The 16,646-nt window shown below is 43.7% G+C and carries 13 protein-coding genes and 1 tRNA gene; 9 read left to right on the forward strand and 5 right to left on the reverse strand.

Going from position 1 to position 16,646, the window contains the following annotated elements; genetic code table 11:
* The first annotated feature begins 7 nt into the window (after positions 1 to 7).
* The 3 genes from AB6D80_RS00005 (at position 8) to AB6D80_RS00015 (ending at position 1,858) form a co-directional block, all read left to right on the forward strand.
* Positions 8 to 84: transfer RNA gene (locus AB6D80_RS00005), tRNA-Asp, on the forward strand.
* A 347-nt stretch (positions 85 to 431) separates the two neighbouring features.
* Positions 432 to 1,271: a penicillin-insensitive murein endopeptidase gene (mepA, locus tag AB6D80_RS00010; protein ID WP_371702242.1), complete on the forward strand. Its 840-nt coding sequence runs from the start codon at positions 432 to 434 to the stop codon at positions 1,269 to 1,271.
* Positions 1,272 to 1,549: 278 nt separating this feature from the next.
* Positions 1,550 to 1,858, forward strand: coding sequence for a hypothetical protein (locus AB6D80_RS00015; RefSeq protein WP_009848260.1), 309 nt, complete (start codon positions 1,550 to 1,552; stop codon positions 1,856 to 1,858).
* Positions 1,859 to 1,900: 42 nt separating this feature from the next.
* Here the strand turns inward: AB6D80_RS00015 and AB6D80_RS00020 are convergent, their stop codons facing one another.
* From AB6D80_RS00020 to rdgC, 3 genes are all read right to left on the reverse strand, one after another.
* Positions 1,901 to 2,155: a YfhL family 4Fe-4S dicluster ferredoxin gene (locus AB6D80_RS00020; RefSeq protein WP_371964783.1), complete on the reverse strand. Its 255-nt coding sequence runs from the start codon at positions 2,153 to 2,155 to the stop codon at positions 1,901 to 1,903.
* Between the two features lie 20 nt (positions 2,156 to 2,175).
* Complete coding sequence (gene yegQ, locus AB6D80_RS00025) at positions 2,176 to 3,594, reverse strand: tRNA 5-hydroxyuridine modification protein YegQ (RefSeq protein WP_009848261.1); 1,419 nt, start codon at positions 3,592 to 3,594, stop codon at positions 2,176 to 2,178.
* 205 nt (positions 3,595 to 3,799) lie between these two features.
* A complete protein-coding gene (rdgC, locus tag AB6D80_RS00030; RefSeq protein ID WP_004735063.1) occupies positions 3,800 to 4,714 on the reverse strand; it encodes a recombination-associated protein RdgC in 915 nt (304 codons plus the stop codon).
* Positions 4,715 to 4,907: 193 nt separating this feature from the next.
* Here rdgC and phoB point away from each other — a divergent pair, with 193 nt between their 5' ends.
* From phoB to AB6D80_RS00045, 3 genes are read left to right on the forward strand one after another with little or no spacing between them, the layout of a single operon-like run.
* Positions 4,908 to 5,597, forward strand: coding sequence for a phosphate regulon transcriptional regulator PhoB (gene phoB / locus AB6D80_RS00035; RefSeq protein ID WP_004735064.1), 690 nt, complete (start codon positions 4,908 to 4,910; stop codon positions 5,595 to 5,597).
* A 33-nt stretch (positions 5,598 to 5,630) separates the two neighbouring features.
* A complete protein-coding gene (phoR, locus tag AB6D80_RS00040; RefSeq protein ID WP_372187477.1) occupies positions 5,631 to 6,929 on the forward strand; it encodes a phosphate regulon sensor histidine kinase PhoR in 1,299 nt (432 codons plus the stop codon).
* 17 nt (positions 6,930 to 6,946) lie between these two features.
* Positions 6,947 to 7,903, forward strand: coding sequence for a PstS family phosphate ABC transporter substrate-binding protein (locus tag AB6D80_RS00045; RefSeq protein ID WP_372187539.1), 957 nt, complete (start codon positions 6,947 to 6,949; stop codon positions 7,901 to 7,903).
* Positions 7,904 to 7,981: 78 nt separating this feature from the next.
* On the opposite strand, the gene ppx is transcribed toward AB6D80_RS00045, so the two are convergent.
* Both ppx and ppk1 read right to left on the reverse strand, forming a co-directional pair.
* A complete protein-coding gene (ppx, locus tag AB6D80_RS00050) occupies positions 7,982 to 9,493 on the reverse strand; it encodes an exopolyphosphatase (protein WP_371702245.1) in 1,512 nt (503 codons plus the stop codon).
* Positions 9,484 to 11,580, reverse strand: coding sequence for a polyphosphate kinase 1 (ppk1, locus tag AB6D80_RS00055; RefSeq protein WP_371702247.1), 2,097 nt, complete (start codon positions 11,578 to 11,580; stop codon positions 9,484 to 9,486). Before ppk1 ends, ppx begins: the two co-directional genes overlap by 10 nt.
* 200 nt (positions 11,581 to 11,780) lie before the next feature.
* On the opposite strand from ppk1, the gene AB6D80_RS00060 reads away from it, so the two are divergent.
* The 3 genes from AB6D80_RS00060 (at position 11,781) to pstB (ending at position 16,636) form a co-directional block, all read left to right on the forward strand.
* Entirely contained in the window at positions 11,781 to 13,997 is a 2,217-nt protein-coding gene (locus AB6D80_RS00060; protein ID WP_009848267.1) for an ABC transporter permease subunit, read from the forward strand.
* A gap of 110 nt (positions 13,998 to 14,107) precedes the next feature.
* Positions 14,108 to 15,817 carry a phosphate ABC transporter permease PstA gene (gene pstA / locus AB6D80_RS00065; RefSeq protein ID WP_017098087.1) on the forward strand — a complete coding sequence of 570 codons (1,710 nt, stop codon included), beginning with the start codon at positions 14,108 to 14,110 and terminating at the stop codon, positions 15,815 to 15,817.
* On the forward strand, positions 15,818 to 16,636 hold the full coding sequence (gene pstB, locus AB6D80_RS00070; RefSeq protein WP_004735071.1) for a phosphate ABC transporter ATP-binding protein PstB: 819 nt from the start codon (positions 15,818 to 15,820) through the stop codon (positions 16,634 to 16,636).
* The last annotated feature ends 10 nt before the right edge of the window (positions 16,637 to 16,646 follow it).

Below are 16,646 nucleotides of genomic sequence, written 5' to 3' on the forward strand. Positions count from 1 at the left end.
CCACTGCGGAGTGGTAGTTCAGTTGGTTAGAATACCGGCCTGTCACGCCGGGGGTCGCGGGTTCGAGTCCCGTCCACTCCGCCACTTATTAGACAAAGCCCTAACAGAAATGTTAGGGCTTTTTCGTATCTAGTGTTTTGGTCTGCGACCAACGAGTCCCGGTGCCTGCAACCCCAGCCGTTCCGCCATTTATTAGAAAGCCTAGTCTTATGACTAGGCTTTCGTCGTTTCAGGGCTGTGAGTTTTTGTCTTCGACTACGATAATATCGCTACAGATTGAGAAGATTCGCTAGGAATAGTGAAGCTTTTTCACTTAAATATCTAAAGTCAGTAGATAACTCTCAAGCTATCCCAAAAATATCACTCTCGACATACACCAATTCCCTAATGACGACTAGTATAAAAACAGTGATCGTTTATTTGGAATTGTTATGAGGTTATTTTGTACATTGGCTCTTATCTTTTGTTCGTTTGTTGTATCAGCAACCTCGTGGGAAAAAGAGAAAAGCCCAACAAGAAATTCAACCTCATCCATAGGTAGTTACGCTAATGGTTGTCTTGACGGGGCGCAAGCTTTGCCAATTAATGGGCAAGGTTATCAGGTGATCCGCCCTCAGAGAGAACGCTATTATGGCCATGCCGAAGCTATTCAGTTTATTGAACGGCTTGGTTTAACTACAAGCAAACAACTCAACACAAATCTATTAGTGGGTGATATTTCTCTGCCTCGTGGAGGACGTTTTTCTTCGGGTCATTCAAGTCACCAGACTGGTTTGGATATTGATATATGGTTAAGGCTCACTGATAAAAAACTTTCAGAGAATGAACTTGCCGTACCTAAGCCAATGAGCGTTGTCGATCTCACTAACTACAAATTGCGTGAATCGAATTGGACCGATGATCATTTTCAAGTGATTCGCTATGCAGCCAAAGATGAAAAAGTGGTGCGAATTTTTGTTCACCCAGTTATTAAGCAAACCCTTTGTGAACAAGAAAACTCTGATTCCAATAGGAGAGTTTGGTTAGGTAAAATCAGGCCTTGGTGGGGGCATCATTCCCACTTCCACGTTCGTTTAAAGTGTCCTGATGGCAGCTCAAACTGTATAGCTCAAGCAAGCCCTCCTAAAGGTGATGGTTGTGGAGATGAACTTGCAAGTTGGGCTCCAAAGACCATTCCCGTTCCTCCACCTAAAAAAGTCGTTAAAAGTAAGAAAAAAAAGAGAGTTAAAGTGATGCCAAGTCAATGTTTGGCCTTGATATCAAATAAGTAACCCTCTTCATCGAGGATTTTTGCAGTGGTAATGCCACTGGTTTTCTCGACTCTAAAACTGGAGAAATATCACACTTTTGTCTAGAGTTTATAAACACGAGATTAAGAACATCGTTTGATATCAATAAAATCAATAATGATATCAGCAAGGGCGACGATGACTAATTTGACAAGGTTTGGTCAGGGGTTGAGTGTTTTTTGGGGTGAAAGATGCGGCTTATACGCAGTATGCGAAATCAGAGTCTGATGCCCGTCGATAGATAATTCAAGGATAAGACTATGACTATGATTTGTGCAAAGGAATTTTCAGAATGGTTAAGACATAGGTTCAACGCTGAAAGCTCGGGTATTTCTATTTCAAGAGCTGATATCAATCAGCTAACAGGCAGACAACGTTTAGATCCTAGCTTCGTAAATGATGTTCACTATGAGTTAATGCAGTATGGAATGGCATTTGTGACCGACACCAGTAGAGAAAACTTCTATCTTGTTCCGATAGCTCAATCAATAAACTGGCGAGAGCGACTCGAATATCAATTTGAGAAAGAGATGTTCTGTAACATATATCCCATTGAAAAGTCGGGTTAAAAAAAAGGTTCAACTTGATGATTAAGTTGAACCTTTTATCTTTTAGGCCAAGCCTTGAATGATGACAAACTTTTCTAATAATTCGTCGTCAGTTTCAATATGGTTCGGGTCAGTAATGATACATTTTGTAATCGGACATACTGACTGACATGTTGGCTTCTCATAGTGACCTTTACACTCAGTACATAAATCAGGATCGATTTCGAAGATACTGTCACCCATAGTGATTGCACCATTTGGGCATTCTGGGTCACACATATCGCAGTTTATGCACTTGTCAGTTATTAGTAGAGCCATTTATCTTTCCCAAGTAACCGTTATTTACCTGATGCGTTACGTGTATCTTGGCCTTCGCTCAAGTTACGCATTAGCAAGCCATACTCTAGATCGAGATCTGCTGGCACAGGAATAAATACGAAGTGACCGTTACCTTTTGCGTCGTCTACCGCTTCAGATTTACGGTTTTCCATCACTTCTAGTTTGAAAACAACGTTACCTTTAGGTGTCATCATTTCTAGGCTGTCACCAACTAGGAATTTGTTTTTCACTTCTACTTCAGCTAGGTCGCCACGGCGTTTACCTGTGAATTCACCAACAAACTGTTGAGTATCAGAGATAGAGTAACCGTATTCGTAGTTTTGGTATGAATCGTGAGTGTGACGACGTAGGAAGCCTTCAGTGTAGCCTCGGTGAGCTAGGCTCTCTAGCGTACCCATTAGGCTCTCATCAAATGGCTTACCTGCAACAGCATCATCGATAGCTTTACGGTAAACCTGTGCTGTACGTGCACAGTAGTAGAAAGACTTAGTACGACCTTCGATTTTCAGAGAGTGAACGCCCATCTTAGTTAAACGCTCTACGTGTTGGATTGCGCGAAGGTCTTTCGAGTTCATGATGTAAGTTCCATGCTCATCTTCAAACGCTGCCATCTTCTCTTCAGGTTTGTGTGATTCAGAAAGTAAAACGACTTCATCAGTTGGTTTACCAAGGCCTAGAGTGTTGTCAGGGCGCTCGTCTTGAACTTCAATACCTTGAGTTTCTACTTCTTGAATAGCAACGCCTGTAGGGTTAGCTTCAACGATCTGACCGTTTTCGTCTTCTTTTGCAGCTTCTGTCTTGTATTCCCAACGACAAGCGTTAGTACAAGTACCTTGGTTTGGATCGCGTTTGTTCATGTAGCCAGAAAGTAGGCAACGACCAGAGTAAGCCATGCATAGAGCACCGTGAACAAAGATTTCTAGCTCTGTTTCTGGGCAGTGTTCGCGAATCTCTTCGATTTCTTCAAGAGATAGCTCACGAGATAGGATCACACGCTCAACGCCTTGAGTTGACCAGAACTTAACGGTCGCCCAGTTTACTGCGTTTGCTTGAACTGAAAGGTGGATCGGCATTTCAGGGAATGATTCACGTACCATCATGATAAGACCTGGATCTGACATGATAAGTGCGTCTGGGCCCATCTCAACAACTGGCTTAAGGTCGCGGATAAATGTTTTTAATTTAGAGTTGTGTGGCTGAATGTTACATACAACATATAACTTTTTGCCTTGAGCATGAGCTTCATCGATACCGATTTGTAGGTTTTCGTGATTGAACTCGTTGTTACGAACACGAAGGCTGTAACGTGGCTGGCCTGCGTATACTGCATCTGCGCCATAGGCGAATGCGTAACGCATGTTTTTAAGGCTTCCTGCCGGTGATAATAGTTCAGGTACAAATGGTTTTTGTGTCGTCATTGCTTCGTTCTCTAATCTGATCTCAAGTCAGGTTGATACCACCAAGTGATATCAAAGGGGCGCAAATTTTACGCTAAAATGAGTTTGGTTGATAGCCCTAAAGATAACAATGGTATTGCGAAGAGTGTTGTTAGGTGTTGATAGGCGGGGTGGAGAAGAAAACAAGCTCAGATATCGTCGACACCTGAGCTCTAAATCGGAACAATTAAGCGTTAGGTTGAGTTAACCCGCCTAATGATTCAAATAGGTTTGGAAGGAAAACACTGAACTCCCCACATAGCAGTGAGAAATCTGCATCAAAGCGCGCTGCTTGATCTTCACGAGGAATATCGTCGTTCTCATCTTTTAATTCATCACTGAATTTCAGGCGCTTGATGCTGCCATCTTCAGCAAGGATGAACTCTATGCGATCTTGCCAGTTAATAAGAAGCTTAGTTACAACTTTGTTGGCTTCAATGTGGTTCTTTATCTCATCAGCTTCTAGTTCTTGTTTCTTAACTCGAACAATACCACCGTCTTCTTGGATTGATTTAAGCTCTGCTTCATCGAGCATAGTGATACCTTGAGGCGTATCACCTGATTTCACCCATTCAGTTAACGTTGTTTCAATCGCTTGTTCTGGAATAGCTGGCACTACAGGCAGGCTACCCATAGTTTTACGTAGTAATGCCAATACGTCTTCAGCTTTTTTGTAGCTGCTAGCATCAACCACAATAAAGCCTTCTTTCGGCATGATCAGCGCGTAAGTAAAGTTACTGCGGCTGAAAGCACGAGGAAGAAGATCGATGATGATGTCTTCTTTTAGGCTGTCTTTCTCTTTCTTTTTCAAAGGAGTACCAGACTCCGCTTCAAGCGTTTCTACTTTTGCATTCAATGAATCTTTGATCACAGAAGCTGGAAGCATTTTCTCTTCTTTCTTTGCACAGATTAGAATGCGGTTTTCTGATACGTGCGTCATCATATCGCCGTGTCTACCCATCGCATTTACCCAACCAAACTTCTGTTTGTCTTGGCTACCACAAGGGGTAAAACGGAACTCTTCAAGTTGTTTCTCTAGCTGATCTGCGTTGAAGTCTATATCACGATTAAAGCGATAGACGAGGCAATTCTTAAACCACATAAATATTTCTCATACCTTTATCTGAAGACGCTCATCATAGGAGATTTCGATCCATTTGTCTTATACCTGCAATAAAAATTAAAAGTGAAATGTTTGAGACAGTTATATGAAAATTTGTTTTCAAAGGTCACAAAAGTGTCATAATTAAACCAGATAATGCAATGCGTTGATTAAATACTAAGGCTATTCAATTATGTCGAGAAGGATTCTGGTCGTTGAAGATGAAGCACCTATTCGTGAGATGCTGTGTTTTGTACTTGAACAAAAAGGCTACCAAGCAGTAGAGGCTGAAGATTACGATACAGCGGTAAACAAGCTATGTGAACCTTTCCCAGATCTAGTATTACTAGATTGGATGCTACCTGGTGGTAGCGGGATAAACTTTATCAAGCACATGAAGCGTGAAGAGTTAACTCGCAACATCCCAGTGGTGATGCTGACGGCTCGTGGCGAAGAAGAAGATAAGGTGCGTGGTTTAGAAGTGGGCGCTGATGATTACATCACCAAGCCATTTTCACCAAAAGAGCTCGTTGCTCGCCTGAAAGCGGTTATCCGCCGTGTAACGCCTACTGCACTAGAAGATGTGATTGATGTACAAGGTCTTAAGCTAGACCCTGTATCTCACCGCGTGACAGCAAGCGAAGGCCCAGTTGATATGGGCCCAACCGAGTTCAAAATGCTGCATTTCTTTATGACTCACCAAGAGCGAGTATACAGCCGAGAGCAACTGCTCAATAACGTTTGGGGTACCAACGTTTACGTTGAAGATCGTACGGTTGATGTTCATATTCGACGTTTACGCAAAGCACTTGAATCTGCTGGTCATGACAAATTAATTCAAACGGTTCGCGGCGCAGGCTACCGTTTTTCTACAAAGGCTTAATGTGGCTTCACTGCCCAGTTTATGGAGTCCTGAATGGTTGAGAAGTTAACCTGGAAGAAGCTAGCTTGGGAGCTGGCTTTTTTTTACGCACCTTGGATTATAGTCGGATGGATATTCGGTTATTTACCTTGGTTATTGCTGGCTGCAACAGTATTACAGTTAGCATGGCATCTACACTATCAAATGCGTTTGTCTGCTTGGTTGTGGGATGAAAAGCGGTTAACACCCCCTTCAGGTTCTGGAAACTGGGAGTCTCTGTTTAACGGTATCTATCGTATGCAGCAGAGACAGCGTCGTAAGCGCAAAGAATTGACCAACCTCATCCGCCGTTTCAGAAACGGTGCTGAATCCCTACCCGATGCCGTTGTGGTGTTTCGCGGTGAAGGCAATATTGTTTGGTGCAACAAGCTTGCTCAGTATTTACTGGGTTTTCGCTGGCCAGACGATTCAGGCCAACCCATCTCTAACTTGATCCGCACGCCGGACTTCATCAAGTACCTTAATAAACAAGATTTCTCAGAGCCGTTAGAGATGCCTTCGCCACTTAATGTGGAGCGCATGCTTGAGCTTCGTATCGTACCGTATACCGAGGGCGAACACCTCATGGTAGTACGTGATGTTACTCAGCTAAAACAGCTAGAAGGCATGCGTCGTAACTTTTTCGCTAACGTTTCTCACGAGCTACGCACTCCAATGACCGTACTTCAGGGCTATCTTGAAATGACGGAAGATCCAGACATGGTCGTTGGGCCTATGTGGCCTAAGGCTCATGGTGTGATGACTGAGCAATTGAATCGCATGAACAGTTTGGTCAATCAGCTTCTTACTCTTTCTAAGATAGAAGCGGCGCCAATGCATGAATTGGATGAAGTGGTTAACGTTCCGGCGATGTTGGAAGTTCTTGAAAAAGAAGCCGTTAGTCTCAGTGGAGAGCGAGAACACAAGCTGGAATTTGATATTGATAAGAGCTTACGCGTATTAGCTGATGAAGATCAGTTAAGAAGTGCGATATCGAATCTGGTTTACAATGCAGTGAAATACACGCCGCCTGGTGCGACCGTAAAGGTTCGTTGGTATCAAACCAGTCAAGGTGCGTGTTTGGATGTGTCAGACACCGGAGACGGTATCGAACCACAACACTTGCATCGACTTACAGAGCGTTTCTATCGTGTTGATAAAGCACGCTCACGCGATACTGGGGGCAGTGGCCTAGGGTTAGCGATTGTGAAACATGCGCTTAGTCACCATGATTCACATTTAGAAATTCAAAGTGAAGTGGGTGTTGGTAGCCGATTCCATTTCACGCTACCTAGCCGATTGACAGTGTCATGAGTTCCTTAATACGCCGGATGCGTTTCCCCATCAGTTCATTATTAGCATTAGCTTTGGTTACCCCTGTTCATGCCGAGCAAAGTGTCGATTCTCTTCCTGATTATTCTAAGGTTCCGGGTATTTCTGGCAGCTTGTTGTCTGTCGGTTCCGATACCTTAGCGGGAATGACAACGTTATGGGTTGAAGAGTTTAAGTCTTACTACCCGAACGTGAATGCTCAAGTTCAGGCTTCTGGTTCATCCACTGCACCTCCTGCATTAACGGAAGGTACTGCTCACCTTGGGCCTATGAGTCGTCCAATGCGCCTACGAGAAGTGGAAGCGTTCGAAAGGGAGCATGGCTATAAGCCGACGGCGCTTCGAGTTGCTATCGATGCGATTGGTCTTTTTGTGCATCGTGATAATCCTATCGAGGGGCTTAATTTTCGCGAAATTGACAGCATATTTTCGGAGACATTGCGCTGTGGCGCGACTAAGCCGCTAAACAATTGGCAAGATTTAGGTATCAGCCAGCCGTGGGCAAAACATAGATTCCAACTGTTCGGTCGTAATTCCGTTTCGGGAACCTACGGCTACTTCAAACAAAACGCATTATGTAGTGGCGACTTCAAGAACCGAGTCAATGAACAGCCAGGCTCAGCGTCGGTTGTACAGTCGGTCGCTTCATCAATCTGCGGGATAGGGTACTCAGGTATTGGTTATCGAGTGGCTGGTGTAAAGTTAATTCCTATTGCGGAGCATGGTTCTGATTACGTAGAGCCTACTCGAGCGAATATTTTAAGCGGAGATTACCCTCTATCGCGCTTTCTCTATGTGTATGTGAATAAACACCCAGATAAACCGCTTTCTCCTGTAGAGAGAGAGTTCCTCACTTTTGTATTCTCGAAGCAAGGGCAAGAACTGGTAGAGAAAGATGGCTATTTAGCGATACCGCCTGAGTTCGCGGAGCAAGAGTTGGCAAAAGTCGGGCTCTGATTGAGGCTAATACAAACTTAGAAAACGAACGTATGAACAGCTTGCTAAGTCGCAGGCTGTTTTTATTTTGACTGGTCGTTATTCTACCTTTAACGACCATCCAGCATTTTGCCAACGTTGTTGTTCTTCTTTGAGTTCATATTCAAGCAGTTGGTTTTGGGCCAACCAATAGCTGTTAGATCCTTTCAATCCCCAGTTATCCTGTTGTTCAATCGTTAGAGTCGTGTCTGGGACTAGTGCTTGATTTCTCTGACGATTGAGTAAGATAGCGAGTCTTAATATGCGAATTAGTAGCGTTATTTGTTGTGGAGAAAATAGAGACAGTTCCGGCAAGTCTTGTCGCTTAATCGCTTTTCTTTGGTGGCGAACCAATGTCGAGATAAGACGTTGTTGCTCAGTATTGAAACCGGGCATTGTCGTGTGCTTAAGCAGATAAGCCGAATGGCGGTGATAGCCTTGGAATGCGATGCTTTGCCCTACCTCATGAAGTAGTGCAGCCCAACCAACTAGATCATACAGCTCATTAGTGACCATAGTCGTTACTTGAGGCTGCACTTGTTTCAGTAATGCAAGGGCGAGTTCTTTGACTCTCTGGCCATGAGCTACGTCAACATGGTATCGAGAGACGAGCGTTTCGGCAGTTCTTGTTCGAACATCAATATCTTTAAACCTATCCTCCATGTCATAAAGAACGCCTTCTCTCAGGGCGCCATCAGAAAAATGTAACTCCTTTATGTCTAGCGTATCCATGGCTGCTGAAAGAATGATGACGCCAGCAGCAAACACCGGCTTTCTCTCATCACTTAAACCTGAAAGGTCTAAGGTTTTGGATGATGAAAACTCACATAAGTGATTTTTCAAATAGGACAGACGTTGTGGCGTAATGAGACCATCGGTAAAGCCTAAACCAATGAGTACCTCTTTTATTGATTTAGCCGTCCCTGATGAGCCAAAGGCGATTTCCCAAGGCGCCTTTGTATATTCTTCAATCAATGGCATCAATAGACGAGTAGCCGCGGTATAAGCATCTGAGAAGTGTTGTGAGGTTAGCTCTCCGTCAGCAAAGAAGTGTTGAGTGAAGCTGACGCATCCCATAGGTAAACTGCGCATAATTAGGGGCGTAAAGCCTTGCCCTGCGACGAGTTCCGTACTCCCTCCACCGATATCAATAACCAATTTAGATTCAGAAGCGGTTTGAGTGTGTTCTACACCGTTATAGATTATTCGAGCTTCTTCTTGACCTGAAATGATCTCTATTGGAAAAGGAAACAGTGGTTTGGCTTGCTCTAAGAAGTCTTGAGCGTTTTTGGCTTTTCTTAGGGTATGAGTCGCAACAACTCTTACATCATCAAGTTCAAAATCCGCTAGTCGTTCTGCGAACACTTTGAGGCACTCCAAGCCTCGCTCGATAGCACTTTCGGATAAGAAGTTAAACTCATCCAACCCATCACCTAATCTCACTTTCTGTTTGTGTCTGCTGACTAATTGCAGGTGTTGTTCGAATACTCGGGCAACCACCATATGAAAACTGTTCGAACCCAAGTCGATAGCGGCAATACATCGAGAATGTTTGTTATCAATTAGCGGCATGATTTCTTCTCTTGTTTGTACTTCTTGCGAGCAAGTTTCTCCATACGTTTAATATAGTGGTAAGTGGAGAGTTGTGACGTCGGGTAATCGAGTGGGTTTGTTGGAGCTTGTATGTAAGGATTGCTCATCGATTGGTCTAGCACTCGAGCTTTGTTGCTGTCATCGAAATGAAACTCGGTGATATCGATAATGGTTTGCTTGATCTTTGGATCTAAAATTGGAGTGGCGACTTCGATGCGGTGATCGAAGTTTCGTGTCATCCAGTCGGCAGAGGAGATATAGACTTTTGGATTACCAGCGTTACCAAAGATCATCACTCTTGGGTGTTCGAGAAAACGATCGACCACACTAACAATCTCAATCTGCTCACTGATGTTGGAGACTCCCGGTACGAGAGAGCACATACCACGAATGACCATTCTCACTTTCACATTGGCTTGGCTGGCCTGATAGAGCTTCTCAATGATCTCTCGGTCGACCAAATTGTTGAGTTTTAGAGTGATACTTGCAGGCTTGTTCTCTATCGCGTTTTGTATTTCATTATCTATCAACTGATACAGGCGTTTTCTTGTATTCTTTGGTGACACAATCAGTTGCTTGAACTGTGATTTTTGATAAGGGTTTTCAATATACTTAAAGACTTGTCTCACCTCTTGAGTCAAATCTTCATTTGCAGTGAGCAGAGAAAAATCGGTATACACGCGCGCTGTTACTTCATGAAAGTTACCGGTGCCAATATGAGCGTAATGCGCCGTATGCTTGCCTTCTTTCCGTTTAATGAGCAACAGCTTGGAGTGGATTTTCAAACTTGGGATGCCATGGATGACTTTTATACCGGCTTCTTGAAGTTTCTTGGTCCATTGAATATTGGCTTGCTCATCAAAGCGAGCTTGAAGCTCAACGACGACAGTTACTTTCTTACCATTGTGCGCCGCATCGATGATCGAGCTAAGGAGCTTTGAACCTTCTGCAACACGGTAAACGTTTATTTTTATGGAAGTTACCTTCGGGTCAAAGGAAGCCTGCCTCACGAGTTCAGTAATGTGATTAAAGGTGTGATAAGGGTAATGCAACAAGATGTCACGAGCTTTGATCGCTTCGAAATAGTTTGGGTAATGACTGAAATGCGCGCACTTAATCGTGGGTAGTGGACGATTAACTAAATCACGTCGATTAAGGCGTGGGAACTCAGAGAAGTGTTTGAAGTTATGGTAGCGACCACCCGCAATGACACTGTCATAGTCAGATAGTTTAAGTCTGACTTGTAAGAAATTGAGCATTTCAGCGGGCATTTCTGACTCATAGATAAGGCGTATCGGTAGTGCCGTCAAACGCTGTTCTAAACCCAACGACATAGATTCTAGTAGAGTATTTTCATTGCTCTCTTGAAGGTCATAATCGGCATCACGAGTCATTTTTATAGCAAAGCAACGCACGGAGTCATACTCAAAGAATCCTTTAAGCAAGTCATCTAAACAAAATCGAACTATATTATCTAATAAGATCAAAGTCGTACGCTGTGAACCCGAAGTGTCTGGTAACTTAACAAATCGAGGGAGAGCTTCAGATGGGATTTCGAGTAAGACATATTGAGAAGATGTCTCTTGCTCAATGTCGATCGCCAAGTAGCTTTGTTCATCTTTGATAATATTGAGTAACTGGCTATCTTCGTTCAAGAGAAACGGAGTTAAATGTGGAAGCACTTTTTTCTTAAAATACTTTTTGATCCACTCACTTTGCTCTTCGCTGATTTGCTGTTCGTTGACCAGAAAAATACGATTGCGCGCCAGTTCCAATAGTAATTCGCTATACAATTCATGGAATTGAGCATCGAGCTTACTTGCTTGGCTCTGCATTTGAGTTAGCAGGGTTTTCTGCGAGTTGGCAGGTAATTGAGGATCTTGAAGTAAGATCTTTCGTTTCACATCAGCAAATCGGACTTTGTAAAACTCATCGAGGTTTTTCGAGTAAATACCTAAAAAACGAACTCTTTCGATTAAGGGTACTGATTTGTCGGCTGCTTCTTGGAGCACTCTTTCGTTGAAGGATAACCAGCTAAGTTCTTTTGTGACATAGTCTTTTTCCATCGAGATGATAATCCTTGAGTGCTGGCTATAGAGCTGGTTACTTTAATTTAGAATGACAAGATTCACAAAATCTATGATCTTACTTTAAGAAATATGGTCAACAAACTTGTTATTAGTTTCAGTTGTTTAACGTAACTTGTAATATAATTGTCATCTAACGTACATATTATGTCAGTAGCTAAAAAAAGGTAGATAAACAGATGGCTTCAGCCCAATTTTCATTGAAAGAGCGCGACAAAAAAAGATGGTTGAAAGATCGTCTCGTCCGTTTTTCGGTGACATGTGGCGCGGTCAGTGTTCTAGCTGCTCTGGTGCTGATCTTTGTTTACTTGGCGATGGTCATTTTACCGGTATTTTCTGATACTGGTTTAGATACTGACCAAGCCGTGAAGACAGTAGCCATAGAAAAGCCTATCGCCTTATCCGTGGATGAATACGGTCAGCATGCGTTTACTATCGAAAAATCCGGTTTGGTGCAGTTTTGGGATTTAGAGTCTCAAAATACACATTCTTACTTTGAGCGTAATGTTTTAGCTAACCCCATCGCTTTTTCTCGAAATACCCCATCTGAAAACTGGTTTGCCTTTGCTGATAGCGCAAGCAACCTTACTTTTTTCTACCCTGAGTATAGTGCGCCTGTGCTGCAAAAGGGCAGTGAAGCCGAACCTAAAATTGAGCAAATCGATCTCCCGGAACCGTTTTTAAATGATGAATCATCAAACGGAACAACAATCGAAAAATTTGCGTTCTCTAAGAATGGACGTGGTATCACGGTTGCCGCTCAGCTAAGCGATCAACGAGTTTTGGTTAAGTGGTACCAGAGTGATCTTACTGGTCAGTATGTTTTTCAGAAGAGTCAATGGCTGTCGGATAAGTTGGGTTTACAGCAACAGTTGTTAGTCACGCCTGATGGCCAAACTTTATATCTTCGAGCACAATCGGATTTAGTTGTATTGAAGTTATCCGATAGCGGCTTCAATGTTCGTGAAGTGATTGATCTTAGCTTAAATGATGCGAAGCACTCGGTGAAAAGTATCGATTTACTGTCTGGAGCTTATTCACTGTTGGTTACGCATGAGGACGGACAGGTTTCTCAGTGGTTCGATGTACTCAAAGATGAAAAGCGTAGCCTGACCCATATTCGCGACTTCCAACTCGCCGAAGAGGTTCAGTTTATTCTGCCAGATACTTATAGAAAGGGTTTTTATAGTTTCTATCAGAATGGCACATTACAAAGCCACTATACGACCAGTGAAAAGCTGTCGCTGTTTGAGCGCGCATTTGATAAGTCACCACAATTAGCGGCTATGTCTGCTAACGAACTGCATTTGGCGACGCTGATTGATGGCACCATCAGCGTGGCTAAAGTTGATAACGAATATCCGCAAATATCATTCTCATCGCTTTGGCAAAAAGTCTGGTACGAAAGCTATCCTGAGCCACAATACGTTTGGCAATCAACGTCGGCGAACGATGACTTTGAAGAAAAATTCAGTTTAGTCCCTATCACATTCGGTACTATCAAAGCCGCTTTGTTTGCGATGATGTTTGCCGTGCCGGTTGCTGTGCTCGGAGCCATTTACACCGCATACTTCATGTCTCCACGAATGCGAAGAGTCGTGAAGCCGTCGATAGAACTGATGGAAGCTCTTCCGACCGTTATCATCGGATTCTTGGCTGGGCTTTGGTTTGCTCCCATTGTTGAAACGCATTTAACGGCCGTCTTCTCGTTAATGGTGCTATTACCACTGAGCACGCTACTGACTGGGCTTGTTTGGTTCTGTTTGCCAAAAATGGTGACGAGCCGTTTTACTAATGGTTGGCATGCTCTGATATTGATCCCGGTATTGGTGATTACTGTGATGGCAGTCTTTGCTGGTGAAAATGGTATGGAAGCCTTGTTGTTTGGTGGTGATATTCGTACCTTCTTGGCTAACTATGGCATCGACTTTGACCAACGTAATGCGCTGGTGGTTGGCTTCGCTATGGGCTTTGCTGTCATCCCGACAATTTTCACGATTGCAGAAGACGCTATTTTCTCTGTGCCAAAACATTTATCCGATGGCTCACTGGCGCTGGGCGCAACAGCGTGGCAGACCCTTATTTATGTGGTGTTATTGACGGCTAGCCCAGGTATCTTTTCTGCAATCATGATGGGGCTAGGACGAGCGGTTGGCGAGACTATGATTGTCTTGATGGCGACAGGTAACACCCCTATTCTTGACTGGAATATTTTGGAAGGGATGAGGACATTATCGGCAACAATTGCTGTCGAGTTACCAGAGTCCGAGGTGGGTGGTTCTCACTTCCGATTGTTGTTCTTAGCAGCACTCTTACTGTTTATTTTTACGTTCGCGGTGAACTCTGTCGCAGAGTGGGTTAGACAAAGACTGAGAGATAAATATCGTGCGCTGTAGTTTTAAAACTCTACCTCAATCTCTATCAATGGCTGTTCGCTGTTTGATTAGCGTATCTCACGAACTTGGCTCTTCCTTGGGTTCAGCACGTCAGAGCAAGGTCGTTCATGATGAATAAACTGAAGTCATTATTGTCTTGGATTAAATCAGGCTCTCCGTGGATCTGGCTTACGGGCGGGGCGGTGAGCATCAGTATGCTTTCGGTTCTTGGCCTAATGCTGTTGATTGGCTGGAAGGGCTTGACTTATTTTTGGCCTGCTCCTTTGTACCAATGGCAAGTGGATTCTAAAGATGCATCGTTAGTTGTCGGCCTCGACGAAACGGTAGTAAAGCAAGATGTATTGATTGGCCAGTTATATGAACGAAAATACATCCCGATAGAGCAAGTCCCACAAGTACACGACCTCTTGTCGACTCAAAACCTGTCGACTGGGCTAATTCAGCGCTTAAGTATCAAAGTTGCCAACAGGGAGATTTATCCAGCGGACTTTGTTTCCATTTTGGATGTGAACTTACGTGAACCAACCACCCCACCTGACTGGGCTGTGATTGAGCGAAGTCGAGGTGGTTATTTCTTTGGTAAACCAGTGGGTTTTATAACCGCTTCTGGCACCTTTGATTCGAACATAGACCAAAAGCTCGAGCAAGGCTTGGCGTTCGCTGATACGTTACGTAAAGAAACGTCGCGTGTAGTGAACCAAGAAATCCGCAATATCAGCTGGCAATTGGAAAATTTGCGCTTAGAAAAACGTAAGCTTGAACTCAATGAGTCAGTGAGCGATGAATACCTTAAAACCTATACTCAAACTAAACTGGAATTAAATCGCCAGTTGGCTGAAGCCGAAGTAAAGCTTGAGCATCTTAGAACACAGCTCAATGTCGAAAGCTTGTTGGTAGAAGATATGACAGGAGAGCAGGTTGAAATTTCGCTCAGTCATATTTTGGATTATTGGTACCCGAATAATATGTCTTATCTTGAAAAGGTTGGACATTGGGGAAAACAAGTTTGGAAGTTCTTGTCGGAGAACCCACGAGACTCAAACTCTGAAGGCGGTGTGTTTCCTGCGATTTTTGGCACGGTACTGTTGGTTATTCTTATGTCGATTGTAGTGATGCCTCTTGGTGTGGTTGCTGCGATATATCTTCATGAATATGCAAAAAACAACGCATTAACACGTTTGATTCGTATTGCCGTAATTAACTTAGCGGGTGTACCGTCGATTGTGTATGGTGTATTTGGCTTAGGATTCTTTGTGTATACCATAGGTGGCTCAATCGATTCTTTGTTTTACGCAGAACGATTACCCGCTCCGACATTTGGTACGCCGGGCCTATTATGGTCCGCACTGACCTTAGCGGTATTAACATTACCCGTTGTTATTGTAACAACGGAAGAGGGCTTAACGCGTATCCCTAGCTCCGTGAGGCACGGTTCATTAGCGCTTGGTGCTACTCAATTCGAGACGCTTTGGCGCATTGTTTTACCGATGGCAAGCCCTGCGATTATCACCGGTTTGATTTTGGCAATCGCGAGAGCTGCGGGGGAGGTTGCCCCATTAATGCTGGTGGGTGTGGTGAAACTCGCATCAAGCTTGCCTGTGGATGGTCAGTTCCCATACCTGCATTTAGACAGAAAGTTCATGCATTTAGGTTTTCATATCTATGATGTTGGGTTTCAAACCTCTAATATCGAAGCGGCACGACCTTTAGTGTATGCGACTTCATTTTTACTGGTTACTGTGATTGTTGGATTGAATTTAACGGCCATCAATATCCGTAATAACTTGCGTGAAAAATACCGAACCTTAGGACAAGATTAGATGTTCTCGATTAATGAAACCTTGGGTTACCAAGCACCACTTGATGTTCACAATTTGAAGGATGAGCAAATTGCTATCTCGATTGAAGGGCTGAATCTTTATTATAAAGAGAGCCAAGCACTTGATGATATTTCAATGCAAATCCCAAAGGGACAGGTGACCGCGTTTATTGGCCCATCAGGGTGTGGTAAGTCGACTCTACTGCGTTGCATTAATCGCATGAACGATCTTGTTGAAGGTTGTAAGGTTTCCGGAAAAGTAAAGCTTCATGGCAAGAACGTCTATCACCCTAAGGTGGATGTCGCGACCTTACGACGCCGAGTCGGCATGGTGTTTCAACGTCCGAACCCTTTTCCTAAATCTATCTATGAGAATGTGGTTTATGGATTGAGGCTGCAAGGCGTGAGCAACAGCCGAGATCTTGATGATGCAGTTGAGCGCTCTCTGCGCGCCGCGGCGTTGTGGGATGAAGTCAAAGATCGTTTGCATGAGAACGCCTTTGGGTTATCGGGTGGTCAACAGCAGCGTTTAGTCATCGCTCGTGCGGTTGCCATCGAACCTGAAGTGCTGTTATTGGATGAGCCAACATCGGCACTCGATCCGATTTCGACATTGACGATTGAAGAGTTGATCAACGAACTTAAAACCCAATACACCGTTGTTATTGTTACTCATAACATGCAGCAGGCAGCTCGCGTGAGTGACCACACCGCTTTTATCCATATGGGTAAGTTGATCGAGTACTCAGATACTGATTCTATATTTACTTCGCCATTGAAAAATCAAACGGAAGACTACATTACAGGTAGGTACGGCTAACGTTTAAGTT

Origin of the sequence: Vibrio sp. 10N.247.310.17 (assembly GCF_041466605.1) — a bacterium.
In the GTDB taxonomy this organism is placed as follows: Bacteria; Pseudomonadota; Gammaproteobacteria; order Enterobacterales; family Vibrionaceae; genus Vibrio; species Vibrio tasmaniensis_A.